The sequence below is a fragment of the Amycolatopsis sp. YIM 10 genome, assembly GCF_009429145.1.
Classification (GTDB): domain Bacteria; phylum Actinomycetota; class Actinomycetes; order Mycobacteriales; family Pseudonocardiaceae; genus Amycolatopsis.
Map to the genome: position 1 here is coordinate 3,735,699 of NZ_CP045480.1, position 24,191 is coordinate 3,759,889.

Consider the following 24,191-nt stretch of genomic DNA (forward strand, 5'->3'; position numbering starts at 1 on the left):
GGGTAGCAACACGCCGGGGCTTCCCGTCAGAAATTCACGATCGACGGTCACTCGAAAGGCTGCTGCCAAGCCCTGCGCTCTGCACTTAAGTGGTGTCAGCCGGTGATCACCGGCGATCGGTCAGCGTGAGTCGGGGCACGCGCCAAGGAACCGGAGGCGCATGTGCGTCCAGCTCAACGACCCCGCCGGAGAACACGAAGAGGCCTGAGCACCGCGGCCTGCTTCGCGCTCGTGGCCGGGGTGCTCACCCCGGCGGTCGCGGCGGCGGATCCCGCTCAGGACAGCCAGCACATCCAGGACAAAGTGTTCGACCAGATCGCCGCGTTGCAGCAGCTCAAGCGCGCGCAGACCCCCGCTGACTCCAAAGTGGACAGCCAGCTGCTGGTGGAGGCGCAGCGCCGCGCCCAGCGGCTGCCCGTCGGTGAATTGTCCGCTTTGGACACCGGTGCGAAGGTCAGCGAACGCGGCACGGTCACCGTCGACATCCGGGCCACCGCGGTCACCGGCGACCTGCTCTCGGGCCTGGGGGCCGCGGGTGCCGAAATCCGCACGGTTTCGGAGAAGGCGGCCAGCATCCGGGCCGAACTGCCGCTCGACGCGGTCACCGGCCTGGCCCAGCGTGCCGACGTCCGGCTGATCGAACCCGCCGTGCGGGCGGTCACCGCGCACCAGCTCAGCGAGCCGTCGGCGCCCGCCCCGCGCTCGGACGACGCCCCCGCCCAGACCAAGGAGCAGTTCGCCGAGAAGCTCGAAGCCGAGCTGGCCCAGGCGGAGGCCGGCATCCAGGCCGGGCCGGTCACCAGCGAGGGCGACCGCGCGCACAACGCCGACACCGCGCGCCAGCAGTTCGGCGTCAGCGGGGCCGGGGTGAAGATCTGCGCGCTGTCCGACGGGGTCGCCTCACTGGCCGCCTCCCAGGCCAAGGGCGAGCTGCCGCCGTCGGTCGACGTGCTGGCCGGGCAGGAGGGCACCGGCAACGAGGGCACCGCGATGCTGGAGATCATCCACGACGTGGCGCCCGGTGCCGAGCTCGGCTTCGCCACCGCGTTCAGCTCCGACGCCGGGTTCGCGGACAACATCCGCAAGCTCCGCTTCGACGCGGGCTGCGACATCATCGTCGACGACGTGCTGTACTTCAAGGAATCCCCGTTCCAGGACTGGATCATCGCGCAGGCGGTGAACGAGGTGACCGCCGACGGCGCGCTGTACTTCTCCTCGGCGGGCAACGAGGGCAACACCAGCGACGGCACCACCGCGCACTGGGAAGGCGACTTCGCCGACTCCGGGCTGCAGGCGGGCAAGTTCTCCGGCGCGGCGCACGACTTCGCCGGGGCGGGCGGCACGCAGATCTTCCAGCCGATCTCCGACGCCTCGTCGGCTTCGGTGGTGGTCACGCTGTTCTGGTCGGACCCGGTCGGCAAGTCGGCCAACGACTACGACCTTTACCTGTTCAACGCCACCGGCGCGGTGGTGGCGATGAGCCAGAACAACCAGACCGGTACCCAGGACCCGTACGAGCGGCTGGACACCCCGCTGTTCGGCGGCACCGGCCTGCGGCTGGCCGTGGTCAAGTACTCCGGGGAGAACCGGTACCTGTCGCTGTCCGGGCTCGGCGGCCGGTTCTCCGACTCGGCGGACGGGCTCAAGGCCTACACCACGCCGGGCGTGACCGTGGGCCATTCGGCCGCGCGGCAGGCCTACAGCGTGGCGGCCACCCCGGCGGCCAAGCCCTTCGGCTCACCGCTGGAGCCGGGTGACCCGGCCAACCCGGCCGGGCCGTTCCCCGGCTCGTTCGGCCCGAGCACCCAGATCGAGCGGTTCAGCTCGGACGGCCCGCGCCGGGTCTTCTACGAGTCGGACGGCACGCCGATCACCCCGGGCAACGTCTCGGCGACCGGGGGAGAGGTGCGGCAGAAGCCGGACCTGACCGCGGCCGACGGGGTGAGCACCAGCGTGACCGGGTTCAACCCGTTCTTCGGCACCTCGGCGGCGGCCCCGCACGCGGCGGCGATCGCCGGGCTGGTGCTCTCGGGAAATCCCGGCCTGCACCCGAAGGAGATGCGGGAGGCGCTGGTCAACACCGCGGCCGACATCGAGCTGGCCGGTACCGACGTGCTCAGCGGCGCCGGTGTGCTGATGGCCGACCGGGTGCTCGACTACACCGGTGCCAGCCCGCAGCCGGTGACCGTGGCCAGGGCGCCGACCGTGCTCGGCGCGGACAGCTACCTCGATCCGGGCGAGACCGCCAAGCTGAGCCTGCCGGTGACCAACACCGGTGACGGCGCGTCGGTGTCCACCAGCGTCGTGCTGAGCACGCCAACGCCCGGGGTGACCATCACGCCGCGGTCGAAGTCGTACGGCACGATCAGCCCGAAGCAGACCGGGATCAACGAATTCGGCATCACCGTGCCGGCGGACCACGAACTCGGCCTGCCGATCCTGCTCGACGCCAAGGTGAGCTTCGCCGGGGCGCATTCACCGACCACGGTCCGGTTCCCGCTCCAGGTCGGCAGGCCCTCGCCGGTGGCGACGGACTTCGCCTACGCGGGCGCGCCGGTGGCCATCCCGGACAACAACCAGGTCGGCGTGAGCGTGCCGATCACCGTGTCCGGGGTGGGCCGGGCTTCGAAGCTGACCTTCTCGGTGGACGGCAGCACCTGCGGCACCGAGCCGACCTCGACCACGGTGGGGCTGAGCCATTCCTATGTCGGTGACCTGGTCGGCACGCTGACCGCGCCGTCGGGTGCGCAGGCGGTGGTGTTCCAGCGCAGCGGCGCCTCGGGCAACAACCTGTGCCAGGTGGTCTTCACCGACGCCGCGGCGCGGGCGTTCAGCTCGGCGTCCTTCTCGGATGCGCCGTTCACCGGGTCGTGGCGCCCGGCCGCGGTGCTGTCCGGGCTGATCGCGGACGGGGTGGACGGCACCTGGACCTTCCACGCCAAGGACGTCGCCGGCGGCGACTCCGGCTCGATCCGCGCGGTTTCCTTGCACATCAACGGATATGTCAGTGGTGCCGAGGCGGCCAAGCCCGCCCGGGTGCACCAGGAAGTGCGCAACGGACCGGTCCGCCCGGTCTGATCTCCCCGCCCGGCCTCGGACTGTCCATAGTGGATAGTCCGGGGCCGGATGGTGATCCCGGTCATGGGCCGGGTAATTCACTGGACGCCGGGCCGTACACTGGGCTGGTGGACATTCTCCTGGAGTAGCGTGCCGCCCGTGTGAGCACACCGCGGGCGAGTTCGACGCTGTCCTGCTTTCCACCCCTCCCACCTCGGAGTTTCCCTTGATCACGGCCTCCGGCCTGGAGCTGCGCGCCGGCTCCCGCATCCTGCTGTCCGACCTCTCGCTGCGCATCCAGCAGGGCGACCGCATCGGCCTGGTCGGCCGAAACGGCGCCGGCAAGACCACCACGCTGAAGGTGCTCGCCGGTGAGGGCGAGCCCTACGCCGGCGAGGTCCGCCACGCCGGTGAACTGGGCTACCTGCCGCAGGACCCGCGCGAGGGCGACCTGTCGGTCACCGCGAAGGACCGCGTGCTCTCCGCGCGCGGGCTCGACGCGTTGCTGCGCGACATGGAGAAGGCCCAGACGGCGATGTCCGAACTGGTCGACGAGAACGAGCGCGACAAGGCCATCCGCCGCTACGGCAGGCTGGAAGAGCGCTTCGCCGCCCGCGGCGGGTACGCGGCCGAGAGCGAGGCCGCGCGCATCTGCGCCAACCTGGGCCTGGCCGACCGCGTGCTGGCGCAGACCCTGCGCACCCTCTCCGGCGGTCAGCGCCGCCGTGTGGAGCTGGCGCGCATCCTGTTCGCCGCCTCGGAAGCGGGGGCCAGTGGCCGCTCGGACACCATCCTGCTGCTGGACGAGCCGACCAACCACCTCGACGCCGACTCGATCACCTGGCTGCGCGGGTTCCTCAAGGCACACGACGGCGGACTCGTGGTGATCAGCCACGACGTGGAGCTGCTCGACGAGGTGGTCAACAAGGTCTGGTTCCTCGACGCCACCCGCGGCGAGCTGGACCACTACAACATGACCTGGAAGCGCTACCTGGACGCGCGCGCCACCGACGAGAAGCGCCGCCGCCGCGAGCGCGCCAACGCCGAGAAGAAGGCGTCCGCGCTGCAGCAGCAGGCCGCCAAGCTCGGGGCGAAGGCGACCAAGGCGGTGGCCGCCAAGAACATGGCGCGCCGCGCCGAGCAGATGCTGGCGAACCTGGACGAGACGCGCCAGGCCGACAAGGTCGCGCACATCAAGTTCCCGGCGCCCGCGCCGTGCGGCAAGACCCCGCTCACCGCCGAGGGGCTGTCGAAGTCCTACGGCTCGCTGGAGATCTTCACCGGGGTGGACCTCGCCATCGACCGGGGGTCCAAAGTGGTGGTACTCGGGCTGAACGGGGCAGGCAAGACCACCCTGCTGCGGCTGCTCGGCGGAATGGAGAAGCCGGACACCGGCGAAACCGTGCCCGGCCACGGCCTGCGGCTCGGTTACTACGCCCAGGAACACGAAACCCTCGACCACGACGCGAGCGTCTGGGAGAACATCCGCCACCTCGCACCGGACACCGGCGCGCAGGAACTGCGGAACCTGCTCGGCTCCTTCCTGTTCAGCGGGGAGCAGCTGGACCAGCCGGCCGGCACGCTCTCCGGTGGCGAGAAGACGCGCCTCGCGCTGGCCGGGCTGGTTTCCAGCGCCGCCAACGTGCTGCTGCTCGACGAGCCGACGAACAACCTGGACCCGGCCAGCCGCGCCCAGGTGCTCGAAGCGCTGCGCACCTACTCCGGTGCCGTCGTGCTGGTGACGCACGACCCCGGCGCGGTCGAGGCACTCGAACCCGAACGCGTGATCCTGCTGCCCGACGGCACCGAGGACCATTGGTCCGCCGACTATCTGGACCTCGTGCAACTGGCCTGAGGTACTTCCGCGCGGAAACCGTCCGTCCGGTTGATCATGTGCTTAGTTGATGTTCAACAAGCACCGCGTCAGCACTGGAATGGCCCAATGTCAGGGCGGTTTCAGGATGTTTTTCGCCTGTCGTCTGGCATTCCGCGGCTCAGTGTTCGATCATTGCGGCGGCAGGGGTCGAATGTGGCCCAGAACACGCTCATGCGGAAGGCGGAGAGACGTGGCTGACCTGAAGAAGGGCGCGCGGATCACCGGTAACACGCGCGACAAGCTGGCCGCTGACCTGAAGAAGAAATACGAGAAGGGTGCGAGCATTCGCGCGCTGGCCGAGTCCACCGGACGGTCCTACGGATTCGTCCACCGGGTGCTTTCGGAATCCGGCGTGCAGCTTCGCGGGCGCGGTGGGGCCACCCGGGTCAAGAAGAAGTAACAATCCGCTCGTCCGGGGTTTCCCGCGGAAAGCACAGCATCGCGCCGAACAACGCCACCGGGTACACCAGATAGCCGAACCGGGTGGCCGGGGTGAGCAGGATCGAGGTGCCCAGTCCGACCGCGATGCGGAACATCGCGTCCGCCCCGGTGACCGGTGGCCGTCGCAGCAGCCACCAGCTCACCGCCAGCGCCGCGGCGGCCAGCAACGCGATGGCGAGCACGTGGCCGAGTTCGCCGGTGCTCGCGATCAGGTAGCCGGGGAACGGGCTCGTCGCCGGGGAGTCCACCGCGCCGAGCCCGGCCGGGAAGCGGACCACGTGCTCGGCGAAGGCGGCCGGATCGGCGAGCAGCACGGGCAGGTTCACCACGGCGCACACCCCGGCGAAGGCGAGGGTCGCGGTGCCGAGCGCGCGGGCGCCGAGCCGGGCGGCGATCAGCACCGCGACCACCACCGCGGCGGGCAGCGCGGTCAGCTTGGCGCTGACCACCAGCGCCATCACCGCCGCCGCGGGCAGGTGGTGGTCCTTCGCCGCGAGCGCGGTGCCCAGCACCACCAGGCCGATGATCGCCAGGTCCGGCCCGGCCACCGCGAAGGTCAGCGCGGTGAGCGGGAAGGCCACGGCCAGTTGCGCGGCGGCCACCGGCACCCGCGGGCGGCCGAGCAGGCGCAGGCTCGCCCACACGCACAGCGCGGCGGTGAGCGCGAACATCAGCCGCGCGTCGGTGAACGGGGTGTCGCCGAACAACGCCCTCGGCATGCCGAATACGGTCATCACCGGGCCGTACGGGGTGTAGTCGTTGACCTCGGGCAGCCTGCCGAGCGCGTGCACGTCCACGTACGGCGTGCCGTTCTCGAACAGCAGCTTCGCCGAGCGCTCGATCACCCAGACCTCGGGCTGCGCGCTCCACGACCACGGCGTGATCAGCCAGTCCACTCCGGTCAGCCGCCGCACGACCAGGGTGAGCAACGGCGCGAGCATGCCCACCACGCCGATGGTGACCACACCGACCCAGCGGCTGCGCCACCACGCGCGTTGCTCGCGGTTCCGGGTGGCCAGCAACCAGGCGGTGTGCGCGAAGGCCAGTCCGTAGGCGGCGGTGGCGAAGTTGCCCCAGACGCGGAAGCCGTAGAACTCGTTGGTGCGGGCCAGGATCAGCGCGTAGACCGCACAGGCGAGGTAGACCGCGAGATCGACGGCGAGCGGGTGGGCGGACACGAGCTGCCGCAGACGCTCGGAAACGGTGCGGACCACGCGATTCTGCTCACCTTCAGTACGACACCAGCCACGAAAATCTTCCCTGTGGCATGCAGGTTACCGAGGCGGCGGGGAAGAATTCCGCCGGATCGGGAACAACGGGCCGGATTCCGCTGTTGTCCAGGTCATATCCGGTTAAAACCTCTATATTACTTGAGGTCTGGGGCGAAGGACGGCGCAGATGGACAACACGTGGTCGCTGATGATGGGCGCGATGCAGGCGGAGACCGCGCCGAAGGGGCTGACCAGGGGCACGGTCAAGCGGGTGGCGAAGTTCGCCAGGCCGCATTGGCGAAGGCTCGCCGTCTTCGGCGGACTCACGGTGATCTCCGCGGTGCTCGCGGTGAGCACCCCGCTGCTGGCCGGCCGGGTGATCGACGTGATCACCAGCGGCGGGCAGGCGTCGGTGGTGGTGTGGCTGGCGCTGGCGATCGCCGGGCTGGCGGTGCTCGACGCCGCGCTGGGCCTGGCCGAGCGGTGGCAGTCCGCGCGCATCGGTGAAGGGGTGATCTTCGACCTGCGGCGCGCGGTGTTCGAGCACGTGCAGCGCATGCCGGTGGCGTTTTTCACCCGCACCCGCACCGGCGCGCTCGTGAGCAGGCTGAACAACGACGTGATCGGCGCGCAGCGCACCTTCACCGCGACGCTGTCCGGCCTGCTGACGAACTCGATCCAGCTGGTGCTGACCCTGGTGGTGATGCTGGCGCTGTCCTGGCAGGTGACCCTGCTCGCGCTGGTGCTGCTGCCGGTCTTCGTGCTGCCCGCGCGGCGGATCGGCAGGCGGATGGCCGCGCTGCAGCGGGAGGCGTCGGGGCTGAACGCGTCGATGACCACGCAGATGACCGAGCGGTTCTCCGCGCCGGGCGCCACCCTGGTGAAGCTGTTCGGCAGGCCGAAGGCCGAAGCCGACGAGTTCGGCGCGCGGGCGGGGCGCGTGCGTGACATCGGCGTGCGCACGGCGATGCTGACGCGCTGGTTCATGACCAGCCTGACCCTCGTTTCCGCGCTGGCGCTGGCACTGGTGTACGGCCTCGGCGGCTGGCTGGCGCTCAACGGGCAGCTCGCCGCGGGCACGGTGGTCGCCCTGGCGCTGCTGCTGACCCGGCTGTACACACCGCTGACCGCGCTGGCGAACGTGCGGGTGGACGTGATGACCGCGCTGGTGTCGTTCGAGCGGATCTTCGAGGTGCTCGACCTCGACCCGATGATCAAGGAGAAGCCGGAACCGAAGCGGCTGCCCGAAAACGACGCGGTGTCGGTGGAGTTCGACGACGTGCGCTTCGGTTACCCGGCGGCCGACCGGTACTCGCTCGCGTCACTGGAAGAAGTGGCTACTGTGGACAGTCGCGGTGGGGAAGAGGTGCTGCACGGCATCAGTTTCCGTGCTGAGCCGGGTCAGATGGTGGCACTGGTGGGTTCGTCGGGGGCGGGCAAGTCGACCATCGCCTCACTGCTGCCGCGGTTGTACGACGTGGATTCCGGTGCGGTCCGCCTGTCCGGTGTGGACGTCCGCGACCTGAGCTTCGACGCGCTGCGCTCGGCGGTCGGCGTGGTCACCCAGGACGGGCACCTGTTCCACGACACCATCCGCGCGAACCTGGTCTACGCGCAGCCGGGCGCGGGGGACGAGGAACTGTGGGACGCGCTCGGCCGGGCGCGCCTGGCCGACACCATCTCGGCGCTGCCCGACGGGCTGGACACCGTGGTCGGGGAACGCGGCTACCGCCTCTCCGGCGGGGAACGGCAGCGCCTGACCATCGCGCGGCTGCTGCTCGCGCGGCCGCGGGTGCTCGTGCTGGACGAGGCGACCGCGCACCTGGACTCGTCGTCGGAAGCCGCGGTGGGGGAGGCGCTGACCGACGCCCTGCGCGGGCGGACCGCACTGGTCATCGCGCACCGGCTGTCGACGGTGCGCGCGGCCGACCAGATCCTGGTGGTGGAAGGCGGAACCATCGTCGAACGCGGCACGCATTCGGAGTTGCTCGGCGCGGAGGGGCGGTACGCGGAGTTGTACCGCACTCAGTTCGCCAGTGATCCGACTCCGGTCTGATCCGGGGTCGGTACTGCGTGGGCGGCACTGCGTGGGCCACCCCGCTGTTTGATTGTGACTACGGCGAAGACCCCGATGTCAAGGCGGGAAAGATGCCTTGACATCGGGGTCTTCGCCGTGTTTTGGCTGTGGAGCGGGGATGGGGAGGGGCTGGGTGGGCAGGTGGTCGGCTGTCGTTGCCGGGTGGCGGTTCGCGGCACCCGGGGCGAGGTCAGCCCAGCATCGGCACGCGGGGCTGGTACCGCTCGAACAGCGCCGCGTTGGCCGCGTCGCCGCCGTCCACGTTGGAGCTGCGCCACAGCGGGACCTCGACGCCCTCGGCCGCCGCCTGCTCCAGCACCGCGGTGAGCACCTGGCTCCACAGGAAGGCGTTGACCACAGTGGACAGCGGCCCGGTCACCGGGTTCTCGGCCGGGTAGCTGGCGTCACCCGGCCGGATGCCGGTGTCCAGCACGATGGTGCCCTGCTCGACCAGCGTGCTCGCCGACCGCCGCGGCGCCGCCTCGACCGAGGCCCGTGAGCTGACCGCGATCACCGGGGCACCCGCCTCGCGCGCCGCCATCGCCAGTTCCACCGGGTACGGGTTCACCCCGGAGGTGGAGAAGACCACCAGCAGGTCGTCCGGGCCCGGCGCCTTCACCGAGAGCACCTCGGCGGCCAGGCCGGACCGCCGCTCGGCCTTGGTGCTGCGTTGCGCGCCGTGCAGCGGCAGCAACTCCTCGTGGTAGAGCGGGTAGACGTTGGCGAGCCCGCCGGCGCGGTAGAAGGTTTCCGCCACCGCGGCCAGCGAATGCCCGGCGCCCGCGGTGAAGACCAGCGCGTCCGCCCGGATGGTCCGGACGATCTGGGCGGCGGCCTCGGTGACGGCCTCGGCGTTGTCCCGCCGCGCCCGCTCGAGCGCGGTCGCGGTGAGTTCGGCGAAATCAGTGGATCGGGTGGCGCTCACCACATCGTCCCTTCCTGGGAATGGTCGGCTACGAAGCAACCTTGCCATGATCGGAGCAGGAGGTGGGCGTGAGCGAAAGACAAGCCGCTGTCACGATCCGGCGGGGACGCGGACCACTGCGCGCGGTGGTACTGGTGCTGCACGGCGGTGCCGAGCACGGCCGCGCCACGGTGCACCCGTGGCGCCTGGCCTATCTGCGCATGGTGCCGATCGCGAAGTCGCTGCATCGCGCCACCGCGCGCCACGGCGTCGAGGTGCGCCTGCTGCGCAACCGCGTGCGTGGCTGGAACGCGCCCGGCCTCGACGCGGTGCGCGACGCGCGCTGGGCACTCGACGGCATCCGCGCCGAGCATCCCGGCGTGCCGGTGGTCCTCGTCGGTCACTCGATGGGGGGCCGGGTCGCGCTGCGCGTGGCCGACGACCCAGCGGTGGCCGGGGTGTGCGCGCTGGCCCCGTGGACACCGGCGGGTGAACCGGTGGCCGCGGTGCGCGACCGCGCCGTGCTCATCGCGCACGGCACAAAGGACCTGATCACCAGCCCGGCCGACTCGTACACCTTCGGCAGCCGGGCCGAAACCGTGGCGTCGCGGATCGCCAGGTTCGAGGTCTCCGACGAGGGACACGCGATGCTGCGGCGCTCGCCGGTATGGACCAGGCTGGTCTGTGCTTTCACACTGGACACACTCGGATTGCCGCCGTCGGACGGCATGTTGACCGGAATGTGGACCAGGCCAATCGCGGAACGGCTGCGAATTCCGCTTTAGACGGCGCTCTCGGTGCTCTCTTGGGAGGGGATTCACGGTGACCAGTTCACAAGTTGACTCGGCGGCGGCCAACGGCGCTTGGCGCGGGCTGGCCACGCCGCCGCACTCGCCGCTGCGGGCGAAGATCGCCGAAGCGCTGTTCCGGCGCGCGGTCCGCCCGCTCGACGTGCGCGTGGTGCTGCCCGGCGGCAACTGGCTCGGCGCGGGCGGCCCCGAAGCGCCGCGCATGTACCTGCGGCGGCCCGCCGCCTTCTTCCACCGCCTCGGCGTGGACGCGAAGATCGGCTTCGGCGAGGCGTACATGGTCGGCGACTGGACCTCCGACGCGCTGGCCGAGGTGCTCACCCCGTTCGCCGAGCGGATGGCCACGCTGATTCCGCCGGTGCTGCAACGGTTCCGGCGGCTGGTCGACCGGCGCCAGCCCGCCGGCGAGGAGAACACGGTGGACGGCGCCAGGGCGAACATCCACCGGCACTACGACCTGTCCAACGACATGTTCGCCACCTTTCTCGACGAAACCATGACGTATTCGTCGGCTTTGTACGGTTCGCCGGACGAGGACCTGACCGCCGCGCAGCACCGCAAGATCGACGGCGTGCTCGACTACGCCGGGGTGCGCGAGGGCAGCGAGGTGCTCGAGATCGGCACCGGCTGGGGCGAGCTGTCCATCCAGGCGGCCCGGCGCGGCGCCAGGGTCACCTCGCTGACCATCTCCGAGGAGCAGGCCGCCCTGGCCACCAAGCGGATCGCCGACGCGGGCCTGGCCGACCGGGTGGACGTGCAACTGCGCGACTACCGCCGGTCCGAGGGGCGGTACGACGCGGTGGTCAGCGTGGAGATGATCGAGGCGGTCGGCGCGGACTACTGGCCGGCGTTCTACCGGACCATCGGCGAGCGGCTGCGGCCCGGCGGCAAGCTCGGCCTCCAGGCCATCACGATGAACCACGACCGCATGCTCGCGTCCGCCTCCTCGTACACCTGGATGCACAAGTACATCTTCCCCGGCGGCCTCATCCCGTCACCCGAGTCCATCGAGACCGGGCTCGCCGAGCACGCCGGGCTCAAGCTGCGCGCCGCGCGCGAGTTCGGCCAGGACTACGCGCGCACCCTGCGCGAGTGGCGCGAGCGGTTCACCCAGCGCTGGGCCGAGGTCTCCGGCCTGGGCTTCGACGAGGTGTTCAAGCGGATGTGGGAGTTCTACCTGGCCTACTCCGAAGCCGGGTTCTCCTCCGGGTACATCAAGGTGCGCCAGCTGTCCTTCGGCAGGTAGGCCTTCCGCAGGTAGAAGCCCTCTTCAGGGTGGTAGGCACAACCGGAAGGGGGTGTCGCACGTCCTTGTCTCCGGGAGCTGCGGTTCACTGTGCACCGCAGGCATGTCGGACGGCAGGAAACGGTGAGCTTGATGACCTACGGCGGAGACTACGGCGGGCAGGAACCCCGTCAGGCCCCCCGAGGCCCGCGGCAGCACCAGCGCGCGCAGATGCTGCCCATCCCGGGGCGGGAACAGCCGCCGCGGCGCGAGGCGTACCAGGCGCCGCGCGAGGAGCAGCACATGCCGCCGCAGCAGACCATGCGCGCGCCGGTTCCGCCACGCGGGCCGGAGGCCCCGCCGCGCGCGCCGATGCGCGAGCGGCCGCCGCGCCGCCGCCGGTGGAGCTTCGGCAAGGTGCTGCTCAGCCTGCTGATGGTCTTCGTGGTCTTCCTCGCCGGGGTGTGGGTCTACCTGGAGTTCTCCATCAACCGGATCGACGCGCTGGGCTACGAAGACCACCCCCCGGCGGGCTCGGGAACGAACTGGCTGGTCGTCGGCTCGGACTCGCGGGCGGGGCTGGACCCGGAGGACGAGGCGCGCCTGTCCACCGGTGACACCGCCGGGCAGCGCACCGACACCATCATGGTCGCGCACATCCCGGACAACGACACCCCGCCGACGCTGCTGAGCCTGCCGCGCGACTCGCAGGTGAAGATCCCCGGCCACGGCACCAACAAGATCAACGCGGCCTTCTCCTTCGGCGGCCCGCAGCTGCTGGCCAAGACCGTGGAAGGCGCCACCGGCCTGCGCATCGACCACTACGCGGAGATCGGCTTCGGCGGGTTCGCGAACATCGTCGACGCCATCGGCGGGGTCGAGATGTGCCTCGAGACCGAGATGAACGACTCGATGACCGGCGCCAAGCTGGAGGCGGGCTGCCAGGAGCTCGACGGCGCGCAGGCGCTGAGCTTCGTGCGCATGCGCTACAGCAGCGCGACCCCGCGGTCGGACCTGGACCGGGTGGCCAACCAGCGCAAGTTCATCGGCGCGATGGTCTCCGAGATGGCCAGCCCCGGCACCCTGCTCAACCCGTTCTACCTGTTCCCGCTGCTGTCCGAGGCGCCGGAGGCGCTGACCATGGACGAGGGCGACCACCTGCACAACCTGGTCGGGCTCGCGTTCGCGATGCGCGGCATCTCCAGCGGCGGCGTGGTCACCACGACCGTGCCGGTCACCTCGGCCTCGGCGGAGAACTGGGACAAGAAGAAGTCCGAGCAGCTGTTCGACGCGCTGAAGAACGACAAGCCGATCCCGGACAGCGTCATCGTCAACTGACGGGGCGCTGCCCGGGCCGGGCAGCGCCCGGGCTCAGGCTCGGGTTCAGGCGGTGCGGCGGGCGCGCAGGGCGGCCAGCGCGCGGTCGGCGTGCACGCCCATGCGCAGCTCGCTCTTGATCACCTCGAGCACCTTGCGGTCGGTGTCGATGACGAAGGTGTGCCGCTTGGTCAGCAGCGGGCCGAACTTGCGCCGCACGCCGAACCGGGTGGCCACCGCGCCGTCGGGGTCGGACAGCAGCGGGTAGTCGAAGCCGTGCGTGGCGGAGAACATGTGCTGCTTGGACACGTCGTCGGGGCTGATCCCGACGCGCTGCGCGCCCACCGCGGCGAATTCGGCGGCCAGGTCCCGGAAGTGGCAGCTTTCCGCGGTGCAGCCGCTGGTCATCGCGGCCGGGTAGAAGAACAGCACCACCGGCCCGTCGGCGAGCAGCCCGCTCAGCGACCGCGGCTCACCGCGGTCGTCGTCGAGGGTGAAGTCCGGGGCCAGGTCTCCCTGCTGCATGTGAAGAACTCCTCTGCCGTGCGCGCGCTGGACCGCTGCGATCCTGCCTGGTGTTCGGAACCGCACGCACGGCGGGCTGGTGCTCAACCGGCGGCGTGCCGGTCGATCAGCTCCTCCACGTCGGACTTGGTGGCCGACTCGGCGATGAACGGACCGCGCCCGGCGAGCACACCGAGCGCCCGCAGCCGCTCCGCGTGCGCGGCGTCGCGCACGCCCTCAGCGCCGACCCGCAGGCCCATCTCCTTCGCCCGGGCCACCAGCTGCCCGAGGTGACGCGAGGCGACCTCGTCGTCCCGCTCGGCGAGCGCGTCGACCACCTCGCCGGTGAGGATGACGTGACGCACCGGCAGCTGGTGGGTGCGGATCAGCTCCAGGTCGGCGCTGCCGGACACGGCCAGCACCAGGTGCGCGCCGAGATCGGCGAGCACCGCCAGCGAGTCGATCACCTCGCCGTGCGGGTCGAGCACCGACGGCCCGTCCGTGCACAGCCGCAGCGCGCCGGCGGGCAGGTCGTTGCGGTCGAGTTCCTCCTTGACCAGCAACACCAGATCCGGGTCGGTGGCCAGCCGGTAGGGCAGGCGCACGCACACCTCGGGCGCGGCGTCGCCGAACTTCTCGCGCCAGCGGGCCGTGGCCGACAGGGATTCGGTGAGCAGCCAGCGCCCGAGCGGGATCATCATGCCGGTGGTGGCCGCCAGCGGGTAGAAGTCCTCGGACTCCAGATCGCCGAACTCCGGGTGGTTCCAGCGCAGCCCGGCGTTGACCACGGCCAGCTCGTGCTGCCGCGCCAGCTTCACCGTCGGCTGGAAGACCAGCGAGAACTCACCGTTCTCCAGCGCGCCGGCGATGGTGGCGCCGAGCCGGTAGCGGCTGCGGTCGCGCGCGTCGAGTTCGGGGTCGAACAGCATCCACTGCGCCTTGCCCGCCTCCTTCGCGCGGTGCAACGCGATCTCGGCGGCGCGGAGCAGGTCGTTCGCCGAACCGCCGGCCGCCTTGCGGACCACGATCCCGGCGCTGGCGCTCACGCCGACACCGAGTTCGTCGTAGTAGACCGGCTCGGTCAGCTCGTCGAGCACCCGCTGCACCAGCGCGATCACCTCGGTGGCGTTCAGCTCGCCGTGCAGCAGCACCGCGAACCCGTCACCGGAGAGCCGCGCGATGAACGCGTCGTGGTCGGCGAACACGGTGCCCAGCTTGCGGCCCACCGCGCGCAGCACCTGGTCGCCCAGTTCCGCGCCGAGGCCGTCGTTGATCACCTTGAACCCGTCGATGTCCAGGTACACCAAGGCGACCTGGCCGGGGGAGTCCGCCGAAACCGCGGCGTCGAGCTTGGTCGAGAAGCTCAGCGCGTTGGGCAGGCCGGTCAGCGAGTCGTGCAGGGTCTGGTGGCGCAGCCGCTCCTGCAGCAGGTGCAGGTCGTTGACGTCCTCGACCATCAGCACCGGGTACACCCGGTCGGTGTTGTCACCGGGCAGCTGCGACAGCGTGACGTTGACCCACAGCGGGTCGTCCTCGGCGTTGGACAGCACGATCAGCTGGCGGTACAGGGAAAGATCGGCATCGGCCAGTTCGGCCAGGCCGGTCCGCAGCGTCGCGGCGCCCTTGTCGGTGGAAGCCAGGCTCGGGATCGGCGTGCCCTGCAGCGACTCGGACCGGCGCCCGAGCATGCGGCCCAGCGCCGGGTTCGCCTCGACGATCACGCCGTCCTGATCGGCCAGTGCGATACCCAGCGGTGAAGCCGAATACAGCGTGGCGAACCGGAGTTTGGCGCCTTCGCGCGCTGGATCGGTGTCGGCACACAACTCGTGGGCGAAGGAGAGCAGGCTTCCCTCGAGTTCCTCGGGCGGAAGCGATACTCCTTCCGTGTCGGCCAATGCGACCGCCCATTTACGGGCGATCTCCACCAATCCTGGCACGTCACCAGGTCTCGGCACACTCCACCTCTTCATGCGATGCAAAGGCCAGCTCAAAGCCCATGCGGGGATCGGTGCGCCCGCACAGCACACGAGCCAGCCGAGAGTCATGTCACGTCATCACGCAGCAAGCTGGGTGTCTACCGGCTGAAAGAGTGATGATCGGTACTCGAACGGGTACTCTAAGTGTGACAGATTATCGCCTGGTCAGGAGGATCGGGAGGCCGTCCGCCGGTACCGGTAGCGATACGTAGTCCCAGCGCGCCTGGTAGCCCGCCGGAACCGACCAGCGGAACCGCCGGAGCATCTCGTGCAGCAGGGCTTTCACCTCGAACATGCCGAAGTGCAGCCCGATGCACTTGTGCGCGCCGCCGCCGAAGGGCATCCAGGCGTAGCGGTGGTTGCGATCTTCGCGCCGTGCCTCGGAAAACCGGTCCGGGTCGAAGCGCATCGGCTCGGTCCAGCACGCCGGGTCGAAGTGGTTGACCGTCGGCGACACGCCGACCAGGCAGCCCGCCGGTAGGTGAAAACCCAGAACTTCGGTGTCGTGCAAGGTTTTGCGGGCCATCGATGGTACGGGCGCGACCAGCCGCAGCGCTTCCTTGACCACCAGTTCCAGTGTGGACAGTTCACCGAGTGCGGCGACGTCGGGGATCTCGTCGCCGAGGCGCAGCGACTCCTCGCGCACGCGTTCCTGCCATTCGGGATGCTTGGCCAGGTAGTACACCGCGGCGGCACTGGTGATCGTGGTGGTGTCGTGCGCGGCCATCATCAGGAAGATCATGTGGTTGACCACGTCGGCGTCGGAGAACCGCTCGCCGTCGTCGGTGGTGGCGTGGCACAGCGCGGAGAACAGGTCCTCGCCGTCGTCGCGGCGCTTGGCCGGCAGGTTCTCGCGGAAGTAGCGCTCCAGCACCTTGCGGCCGTTGAGCCCGGCGGCCCAGCGCCCGCCCGGCACCGGCAGCCGCACGATCGCGGTGCCGGCGCGGACCGAGTCGACGAAGGCGCGGTTGAGGTGTGCCGCGCCGTCGCCGCCGGGCATGTCCATGAAAACGCGGCTCGCCACATCGAGGGTCAGCCGTTTGAGCGGCCAGTACAGCCGCGGCCGCGAATCCGGTGACCACGCGCCGATCCCGTCGCGCAGCGCGGGTCCCATCTGGGTGACGTACCCGGCGAGGCGGTCACGGGTGAACGCCTCCTGCATGATCCGGCGGTGCGCGAGGTGCTCGCCGAAGTCGAGCAGCATCAGGCCGCGGTGGAAGAACTTCTCGATGAAGAAATCCCAGCCCTGTTGTGAGAAGGCCTTGTCCTTGTTGACCAGTGCGATCTGGGTGGCGTCGGGCCCGGCGAGGCTGACGATCCGGCGGCCGAAGGCGCCCATCCAGGAGACCGGCCCGTACTGCTCGTAGCGGCGCAGCCCCCACTCGACGCCGAAGCGCATGAAGTCGAGGGAGTGCCCGATCAGCGGGGCGCCGTCGTCGCCGGGGATGGCCTTGAGGCCGCTGCCCGCCGGGGGTGGCGCCAGTTCCTTGGTGGGCCAGCGCTGCCCGAGCAGTCTGCGGTCGACCGCGCGGGGGAGCGGGATCGAGGTGAGCGGCGGGACCCGCTCGCGCAGCGCTGTGGTCACCCTGCTGACGGCGGGTGCGGAGAGCGGGCTCGGCACGGTCGGCTCCTCTCGTCGCTGAGAGACCTGCCCCTACCACCATGCCCCCTTGTTGGCGCTCTGACAAGAACGCGAACGGGTCACTCCGGGTGTCACGAAAGCCGCCTGCGTGACCGGCTCACCCGGTGGCGAGTTCGGTGCGCAGCTGCAGTGCGGCGGCGACCAGGTTTCGCAGGGCCGGTTCGATTTCGGCGTAGCCCCGGGTTTTCAGGCCGCAGTCCGGGTTCACCCAGATCCGCTCGCGCGGGACGGCGGCCACGGCGGTGCGCAGCAGCTCGGTCACCTCCTCGACGCCCGGCACCCGGGGTGAGTGAATGTCGTACACCCCGGGGCCGACACCGCGCGCGAAGTTCCCGAGGCCGTCGAGGACCTCCATGCGCGAGCGCGCGGCCTCGATGCTGGTGACGTCGGCGTCGATGGCGTCGATCGCGGGCAGGATGTCCCCGAACTCCGAGTAGCACATGTGCGTGTGGATCTGCGTCGAGTCCGCGATGCCCGAGGTGGCCAGCCGGAACGATTCGACCGCCCAGTCGAAGTACGCCTGATGTTCCGAAGACCTTAGCGGCAGCAGTTCGCGCAGTGCGGGCTCGTCGACCTGGATGATCCGGATGCCCGCCGACTCCAGGTCGTGCACCTCGTCGCGGATCGCCAGCGCGACCTGCCGCGCGGTGTCCGCGAGCGGCTGGTCGTCGCGCACGAACGACCACGCCAGAATGGTCACCGGGCCGGTCAGCATGCCCTTGACCGGCTTCGCCGTCAGCGACTGCGCGTACGACGCCCAGTCCACGGTCATCGGCCGCGGCCGGGACACGTCACCGAACAGGATCGGCGGCCGCACGCACCGCGAACCGTAGGACTGCACCCAGCCGAACTCGGTGGCGGCGAACCCGGACAGCTGCTCGGCGAAGTACTGCACCATGTCGTTGCGCTCCGGCTCGCCGTGCACCAGCACGTCGAGGCCGAGATCTTCCTGCAGCCGCACCACTTTCTCGATCTCGTCGTGCATCTGCGCGCGGTAGGCCGCCGCGTCGATCCGCCCCGCCCGCAGCGCCGCGCGCGCCTTGCGCACGTCACGGGTCTGCGGGAACGACCCGATCGTGGTGCTCGGCAGCGCGGGCAGCCCGAGCGCCTCGGCCTGCGCCGCGGCGCGCCGGGCGTAGTCGCCGCGGCGGCTGTGCTCCGGCTTCAGCGCCGCGAGCCGGGCGCGCACGCGATCGTCGCGCAGGTCCGCGGCACCGGCGCGGTCCGCGGTGGCCGCGCGCGCCGCGGTCAGGTCCGCGGGCTCACCGGCGAGCGCCCGCCCGAGCAGCACCACCTCTTCGACCTTCTGCTCGGCGAAGGCCAGCCAGCCGCGCAGCCGTTCGTCCAAATCGGACTCCCGCGCGGTGTCGTACGGCACGTGCAGCAACGAGGCCGAAGTGGACACGCCGACCGACCCGGCGGTGCCCAGCAGGGTCGCGGCCTTCGCCAGCGCGGCGTCGGCGTCGACCCGCCAGATGTTGCGGCCGTCCACCACCCCGGCCAGCACCTCCTTGTCCCGCAACGCGCTTTCCGCCGCCACGGCGTGCACCGCGTCCGGGTCGGTGACCAGGTCCACGGCCAGCGCGTCGATGGGGGAGCGGGCGAGCACACCGAGCGCGTCGCCCAGCGCGCCGAAATACCCGGCCACCAGCAACTTCGGCCGCCGCTCCAGTCCGCCCAGCGCCGCGTACGCCTGCCGGAGCGCTTCCAGCTCCTCGGCAGTGCGATCCGCGGCGAAGGCCGGTTCGTCCAGCTGGACCCACCGCACGCCTTCGTCGTGCAGCGTGGTGAGCAGCTGGGCGTAGGCGGTGACCAGCTGGGGGAGCAGGTCGAGCGGCCGGAAGCCGCCGGGAGCGTCCTCGGCCGCCTTCGCCAGCAACAGATAGGTCACCGGGCCGACCAGCACCGGGCGCGTCTGGACGCCGATCGCCCTGGCTTCGCGGTACTCGTCGAGCGGCTTGCCGCCGGAGACGGTGAATTCGGTGTCCGGGCCCAGTTCCGGCACCAGGTAGTGGTAGTTCGTGTCGAACCACTTCGTCATTTCGAGCGCGGGCGCCTCCTGGACCCCGCGCGCCGCGGCGAAGTAGGTGTCGATCGGCGAAAGTCCGAGCTCGGTGAACCGCCGCGGCAGCGCGCCGAACAACACGGTGGTGTCGAGCACCTGGTCGTAGAAGGAAAAAGTGTTCGAGGGCACCGTGTCGAGCCCGGCCCTGGCGAGCCCGCGCCAGGTGTCCAGGCGCAGTTTCCGCGCCACCCGCCGCAGTTCGGCTTCGTCGATCCGCTCGGCCCAGTAGCCTTCGACGGCCTTCTTCAGTTCCCTGTCCGGACCGATCCTGGGGTAACCGAGAACGGTCGAACCCAGGCGATTGTGGTCTGCCACAGCTCTCTCCTCGCGAGCTCGTCCGACGAGCCCGGGACGGCGAGGGGCAGCACGAACCAGCGACCTGGTTCGGACGTGTCCTCCCGCGAGACCCGGACCCGCGCGCGCCGGCGGCGCGCGCACCACGGGCAGGTATTCGGACTCACGGGCGGGGCTCCCAGTTGGTGGGAGCCGGACCTACCGGCTGTCGCTTCCCGGGCGGTGCCCAGTGCTTGACCGCTTGCGCGGTGACAGCTTTCGTTCCCGCTTACCGCTGCGGGGCAGTCCCGGATTCACACCGGGTTCCCTGTTGCCTCCCCATCACGCGGCACGAAAAGAGCTCGGCCACGCCATGGCGAACCAGTGGCGTGGCCGAGCCTAGCGGGCGGGATCAGTCCCAGTCGAGTGCGCCACCGCTCTGGTACTCGATGACGCGGGTTTCGAAGAAGTTCTTCTCCTTCTTCAGGTCCATCGCCTCCGACATCCACGGGAACGGGTTCTCGTTCTCCCCGTAGATCGGCGCCAGGCCGATCTGCTGCGCGCGGCGGTCGGTGATGAAGTGCATGTACTGCTCGCACAGCTGGGCCGAGAGCCCGAGCATGCCGCGCGGCATGGTGTCGCGTGCGTAGGCGACCTCCAGCTCACACGCCTCCACCAGCATGCCCCGCACCTCCGCCTGGAACTCTTCGGTCCACAGGTGCGGGTTCTCGATCTTGATCTGGTTGATGCAGTCGATGCCGAAGTTCAGGTGGATCGACTCGTCGCGCAGGATGTACTGGTACTGCTCGGCGATGCCGACCATCTTGTTCCGGCGGCCCAGCGACAGGATCTGCGCGAAGCCGGTGTAGAACCACATGCCCTCGAAGATCACGTAGAACGCCACCAGGTCGCGCAGGAAGGCCTGGTCGGCTTCCGGGGTCCCGGTCTCGAAGTCCGGGTTCTCCAGGTTCTGCGTGTACTTCAGCGCCCACGCGTCCTTGTCGGCGATCGAGGGCACCTCGCGGTACATGTTGAACAGCTCGCCCTCGACCAGGCCGAGGCTCTCGCAGATGTACTGGAAGGTGTGCGTGTGCACGGCCTCCTCGAAGGCCTGGCGCAGCAGGTACTGGCGGCACTCCGGGTTGGTGATCTGCCGGTAGACCGCGAGCACGATGTTGTTCGCCACCAGGGACTCCGCGGTGGCGAAGAAGCCGAGGTTGCGCTTGAGCATCTGCCGCTCGTCCTCGGTCAGCCCGTCGGGCGACTTCCACAGCGCGATGTCGGCCTGCATGGCGACCTCGGTCGGCATCCAGTGGTTGTTGCAGCCGGCCAGGTACTTCTCCCACGCCCAGGTGTACTTGAGCGGGAGCAGCTGGTTGACGTCGGCGCGGGCGTTGATCATGCGCTTGTCGTCGACGCTGATGCGCTCGGCGCCGCGCTCGATCTCGCCGAGGCCGGTGGCGTCGGTGAGCGGTGCTTCGGTGTTCGTCATCGTCAGGGGGTTCCTTACTGGCAGGCTTCGCAGTCGGGGTCGTCGATCCGGCAGGCCGCGCCGTCGGTGGCGGCGAAGTCCACGTCCTCGACCTTCGGCAGTTCCTTCGGCTTGGCCACCGGGGCCGGGGGCACCGCGGGCACCACGGCGGGCGGCGCGGCCGGGACCGACGCCGAAACCGAAGCGGACGGCGACGGCGACGGGGTGGGCGCCGGGGCCGGGGTGGGCGAAGGCGCGGCGGCGGCCGGGGCGGGCGTGGCCGAGACGGCGTTCAGCTTGCCGTCGGTGCCCCGCAGGGTGCTCTTCTCCACGTGCGTCGCGGACTGCGCCCGCAGGTAGTACGTGGTCTTGAGGCCCTTGTGCCAGGCGTAGCGGTACAGCTCGTCGAGCTTGCGCCCGCTCGGCGCGGCGATGTACAGGTTCAGCGACTGCGCCTGGTCGATCCACTTCTGCCGCCGCGAGGCCGCGTCGACCAGCCACTTGCTCTCCACCTCGAACGCGGTGGCGTAGAGGGCCTTGAGGTCGTCGGGCACGCGGTCGATCTGGCCGAGGCTGCCGTCGAAGTACTTCAGGTCCGACACCATCACCTCGTCCCACAGGCCGCGCTCCTTGAGCGAGCGGACCAGGTGCGGGTTCACCACGGTGAAGTCACCGGACATGTTCGACTTGACGAACAGGTTCTGGAACAGCGGTTCGATGGACTGCCCGACCCCGCAGATGTTGGAGATCGTCGCGGTCGGCGCGATCGCCATCACGTTGGAGTTGCGCATGCCGACGGTGCGCACGCGCTGGCGCAGCGGCTCCCAGTCCAGCGTGGTCGAGGTGTCCACGTCGAGCGCGTCGCCGCGGCGGGCGTCGATGAGCAGCTGCATCGAGTCGATGGGCAGGATGCCCTTGCTCCACAGCGAGCCCTCGAAGGTCTGGTACTGCCCGCGCTGCTCCGCCAGGTCGGTCGAGGCCGAGATGGCGTAGTAGCTGATGTACTCCATGCTGCGGTCGGCGAACTCCACCGCGGCCTCCGAGGACAGCGGCAGGCCCAGCTCGAACAGCGCGTCCTGGAAGCCCATCAGGCCGAGCCCGATCGGGCGGTGGCGCAGGTTGGACCGGCGCGCCTCGGGGATCGTGTAGAAGTTGATGTCGATCACGTTGTCGAGCATCCGCACCGCGGTGCGCACGGTCTTCTCGAGCCGCTCGGTGTCCAGCCCGTCCGGGCCGACGTGCTTGAGCAGGTTGACCGAGCCGAGGTTGCACACGGCGACCTCGTCGGCGCTGGTGTTCAGGGTGATCTCGGTGCACAGGTTCGACGAGTGCACGACCCCGGTGTGCTGCTGCGGCGAGCGCAGGTTGCACGGGTCCTTGAAGGTGATCCACGGGTGCCCGGTCTCGAACAGCATGGTCAGCATGCGGCGCCACAGCTCGACCGCGCGGACCTTGCGGAACACCTTGATCTCACCGCGCTCGGCGGCGGCCTCGTACTCGCGGTAGCGCTCGGCGAACGCGTTGCCGTAGAGGTCGTGCAGGTCGGGGACCTCGTTGGGGGAGAACAGGGTCCAGCCCTCGTTGGCCTCCACCCGGCGGAGGAACTCGTCGGGCACCCAGTTCGCGGTGTTCATGTCGTGGGTGCGGCGGCGGTCGTCACCGGTGTTCTTGCGCAGGTCGAGGAACTCCTCGATGTCCACGTGCCAGGTCTCGAGATAGGCGCAGGCCGCGCCCTTGCGCTTGCCGCCCTGGTTCACCGCGACCGCGGTGTCGTTGGCGATCTTGAGGAACGGGACCACGCCCTGCGACTGCCCGTTGGTGCCCTTGATGTGCGCGCCGAGGCCGCGGACCGGGGTCCAGTCGTTTCCGAGGCCGCCCGAGTACTTCGCCAGCAGCGCGTTGTTCTTGTACGCCTGGAAGATCGAGTCCAGGTCGTCGTCCACCGTGGTGAGGAAGCAGGAGGACAGCTGCGGGCGGGTGGTGCCGGAGTTGAACAGCGTCGGCGTCGAGGCCATGAAGTGGAACGACGACAGCAGCTCGTAGAACTCGATGGCGCGGGCTTCGCGGTCGTCCTCGCGGATGGCCAGGCCCATCGCCACGCGCATGAAGAACGCCTGCGGCAGCTCGAACCGGATGCCGTTGTGGTGCTGGAAGTAGCGGTCGTAGAGGGTCTGCAGGCCGAGGAAGCCGAAGTCGAGGTCGCGCTCGGGGCGCAGCGCGGCGGTGATCTTGTCCAGGTCGAACGAGGCCAGCTCGCTGTTGACCAGCTCCAGCTCGATCGCGCGGCGCAGGTAGTCGCGGAAGTAGCCGGGGTAGACCTGCGCCATCTCGTCCTGGCTGGCCAGGCGCGGGCGCCCGGCCAGGTAGCTCAGCGCCTCGGCGCGCAGCTTGTCGGCGAGCAGGCGGGCGCTGACGTAGGAGTAGTTCGGCTCCTGCTCGACCAGCGTGCGGGCGGCCATGATCTGGGCCAGCGCCAGCTCGTCGGCGGAGATGCCGTCGTAGAGGTTGCGCCGGGTCTCGGCCAGCACCGGCTCGGCGCTGACGTCGGACAGCCCGGCCACGGCCTCGCCGACCACGTGCGCGACGCGGTCCCAGTCCAGCGGGCGCAGCACGCCGTCGGCGGACTTGACGTGCAGCACGTTCTCGTCGCGCGCGGGGGCGGCGGCCGCGGCGCGGGCCTTGGCGCGCTCGTCGCGGTAGAGCACGTAGGCGCGGGCGACCTTGTGGTGCTCGCCGCGCATCAGCATCAGCTCGACCTGGTCCTGGATCTGCTCGATGTGCAGCGAGGTCTCCGGGCCGGCGTGGCGCAGCAGCGACTGCTCGACCTGCTCGGTCAGCTCCGCGACCAGGTGGTGGATGCGCGAGGACGCGGCGGCGTCGTCACCTTCGACGGCGAGGAACGCCTTGGTCATCGCCACCGAGATCTTGTTCGCGTCGAACGGCGACACACTGCCGTCACGGCGGATGACGCGCACGGTGGCGGTCTGGTCCGTGACGGACGGTGGCCGCTGGTTTGTCTCGGTGATGTCCAGTGACATGCGTGGCTCCAAAAGGGCGCGTTGGTTCCCCACACCGTCTCGAGAGGCGGTGTGCTGTGCGGTGGTGCAGGTCTGGCCGAGGTGCGCTGTCCAGCGGTCTCCCGTCGCTGCTGCGCTCTCGGTGCCCAGAGACTACATGTAGGGGTGTCGGCGCGCACATGCCCCAACGGGTGGCGTGTCGCGCGCTTCCCGAATGATGAAATCGACCCTCCCCCAGGCAGGTTAGGGGCGGTTGCTCGGCTGCTGCTCAGAGGACGTTTGACGGCTTTTGAACCGGGTGCGGATCACCCGCGGCACTGGGCCGT

Annotated in this window: 15 protein-coding genes and 1 riboswitch; of the genes, 7 read left to right on the forward strand and 8 right to left on the reverse strand. The window is 70.1% G+C overall.

Annotation, left to right across the window (positions count from 1 at the left end; genetic code table 11):
• The first annotated feature begins 204 nt into the window (after positions 1-204).
• From YIM_RS18115 to YIM_RS18125, 3 genes are all read left to right on the forward strand, one after another.
• Positions 205-3,078, forward strand: coding sequence for a S8 family serine peptidase (locus tag YIM_RS18115; RefSeq protein WP_370469023.1), 2,874 nt, complete (start codon positions 205-207; stop codon positions 3,076-3,078).
• Between the two features lie 205 nt (positions 3,079-3,283).
• Positions 3,284-4,912, forward strand: a complete 1,629-nt coding sequence (locus YIM_RS18120; RefSeq protein ID WP_153031474.1) for an ABC-F family ATP-binding cassette domain-containing protein — start codon at positions 3,284-3,286, stop codon at positions 4,910-4,912.
• 172 nt (positions 4,913-5,084) lie between these two features.
• Positions 5,085-5,333: a helix-turn-helix domain-containing protein gene (locus YIM_RS18125; RefSeq protein ID WP_228004999.1), complete on the forward strand. Its 249-nt coding sequence runs from the start codon at positions 5,085-5,087 to the stop codon at positions 5,331-5,333.
• On the opposite strand, the gene YIM_RS18130 is transcribed toward YIM_RS18125, so the two are convergent.
• Positions 5,320-6,588 carry a glycosyltransferase 87 family protein gene (locus YIM_RS18130; RefSeq protein ID WP_153031475.1) on the reverse strand — a complete coding sequence of 423 codons (1,269 nt, stop codon included), beginning with the start codon at positions 6,586-6,588 and terminating at the stop codon, positions 5,320-5,322. The two genes, YIM_RS18125 and YIM_RS18130, sit on opposite strands and share 14 nt — an antisense overlap.
• Positions 6,589-6,772: 184 nt before the next feature.
• Here YIM_RS18130 and YIM_RS18135 point away from each other — a divergent pair, with 184 nt between their 5' ends.
• Entirely contained in the window at positions 6,773-8,641 is a 1,869-nt protein-coding gene (locus YIM_RS18135; protein WP_153031476.1) for an ABC transporter ATP-binding protein, read from the forward strand.
• Between the two features lie 211 nt (positions 8,642-8,852).
• On the opposite strand, the gene YIM_RS18140 is transcribed toward YIM_RS18135, so the two are convergent.
• A complete protein-coding gene (locus YIM_RS18140) occupies positions 8,853-9,590 on the reverse strand; it encodes an SIS domain-containing protein (protein WP_370468997.1) in 738 nt (245 codons plus the stop codon).
• 65 nt (positions 9,591-9,655) lie between these two features.
• Between YIM_RS18140 and YIM_RS18145 the strand changes: the two genes are divergently transcribed.
• From YIM_RS18145 to YIM_RS18155, 3 genes are all read left to right on the forward strand, one after another.
• A complete protein-coding gene (locus YIM_RS18145) occupies positions 9,656-10,351 on the forward strand; it encodes an alpha/beta hydrolase (RefSeq protein WP_153031478.1) in 696 nt (231 codons plus the stop codon).
• A 37-nt stretch (positions 10,352-10,388) separates the two neighbouring features.
• Positions 10,389-11,621, forward strand: coding sequence for a cyclopropane-fatty-acyl-phospholipid synthase family protein (locus YIM_RS18150; protein WP_153031479.1), 1,233 nt, complete (start codon positions 10,389-10,391; stop codon positions 11,619-11,621).
• Between the two features lie 132 nt (positions 11,622-11,753).
• Positions 11,754-12,938, forward strand: coding sequence for an LCP family protein (locus YIM_RS18155; RefSeq protein WP_153031480.1), 1,185 nt, complete (start codon positions 11,754-11,756; stop codon positions 12,936-12,938).
• Positions 12,939-12,983: 45 nt separating this feature from the next.
• Here the strand turns inward: YIM_RS18155 and YIM_RS18160 are convergent, their stop codons facing one another.
• The 6 genes from YIM_RS18160 to YIM_RS18185 all read right to left on the reverse strand — a co-directional run bounded on the left by YIM_RS18160 (position 12,984) and on the right by YIM_RS18185 (position 23,886).
• Positions 12,984-13,442 (reverse strand): peroxiredoxin, encoded by a 459-nt coding sequence (locus tag YIM_RS18160; protein ID WP_153031481.1) that lies wholly within the window; start codon positions 13,440-13,442, stop codon positions 12,984-12,986.
• Between the two features lie 83 nt (positions 13,443-13,525).
• Positions 13,526-15,391, reverse strand: a complete 1,866-nt coding sequence (locus YIM_RS18165) for a diguanylate cyclase domain-containing protein (protein WP_194240200.1) — start codon at positions 15,389-15,391, stop codon at positions 13,526-13,528.
• Positions 15,392-15,551: 160 nt separating this feature from the next.
• Entirely contained in the window at positions 15,552-17,018 is a 1,467-nt protein-coding gene (locus YIM_RS18170) for a cytochrome P450 (RefSeq protein ID WP_153031482.1), read from the reverse strand.
• 118 nt (positions 17,019-17,136) lie between these two features.
• Positions 17,137-19,419, reverse strand: coding sequence for a 5-methyltetrahydropteroyltriglutamate--homocysteine S-methyltransferase (metE, locus tag YIM_RS18175; protein ID WP_153031483.1), 2,283 nt, complete (start codon positions 19,417-19,419; stop codon positions 17,137-17,139).
• A gap of 109 nt (positions 19,420-19,528) precedes the next feature.
• Positions 19,529-19,758: riboswitch (cobalamin riboswitch) on the reverse strand.
• A gap of 31 nt (positions 19,759-19,789) precedes the next feature.
• The gene (locus tag YIM_RS18180; protein WP_153031484.1) at positions 19,790-20,869 is read right to left on the reverse strand and encodes a ribonucleotide-diphosphate reductase subunit beta; all 1,080 of its coding nucleotides are present in this window, start codon (positions 20,867-20,869) and stop codon (positions 19,790-19,792) included.
• A gap of 14 nt (positions 20,870-20,883) precedes the next feature.
• Positions 20,884-23,886 (reverse strand): ribonucleoside-diphosphate reductase subunit alpha, encoded by a 3,003-nt coding sequence (locus YIM_RS18185; RefSeq protein WP_153031485.1) that lies wholly within the window; start codon positions 23,884-23,886, stop codon positions 20,884-20,886.
• Positions 23,887-24,191: the final 305 nt, after the last annotated feature.

Bases quoted from the DNA above. Each gene is read 5' to 3' on its own strand.
- YIM_RS18185 (WP_153031485.1), bottom strand. From the start codon at position 23,886: ATGTCACTGGACATCACCGAGACAAACCAGCGGCCACCGTCCGTCACG.
- YIM_RS18165 (WP_194240200.1), bottom strand. From the start codon at position 15,391: ATGAAGAGGTGGAGTGTGCCGAGACCTGGTGACGTGCCAGGATTGGTG.
- YIM_RS18135 (WP_153031476.1), top strand. From the start codon at position 6,773: ATGGACAACACGTGGTCGCTGATGATGGGCGCGATGCAGGCGGAGACC.
- YIM_RS18160 (WP_153031481.1), bottom strand. From the start codon at position 13,442: ATGCAGCAGGGAGACCTGGCCCCGGACTTCACCCTCGACGACGACCGC.
- YIM_RS18155 (WP_153031480.1), top strand. From the start codon at position 11,754: ATGACCTACGGCGGAGACTACGGCGGGCAGGAACCCCGTCAGGCCCCC.
- YIM_RS18180 (WP_153031484.1), bottom strand. From the start codon at position 20,869: ATGACGAACACCGAAGCACCGCTCACCGACGCCACCGGCCTCGGCGAG.
- YIM_RS18125 (WP_228004999.1), top strand. From the start codon at position 5,085: ATGTGGCCCAGAACACGCTCATGCGGAAGGCGGAGAGACGTGGCTGAC.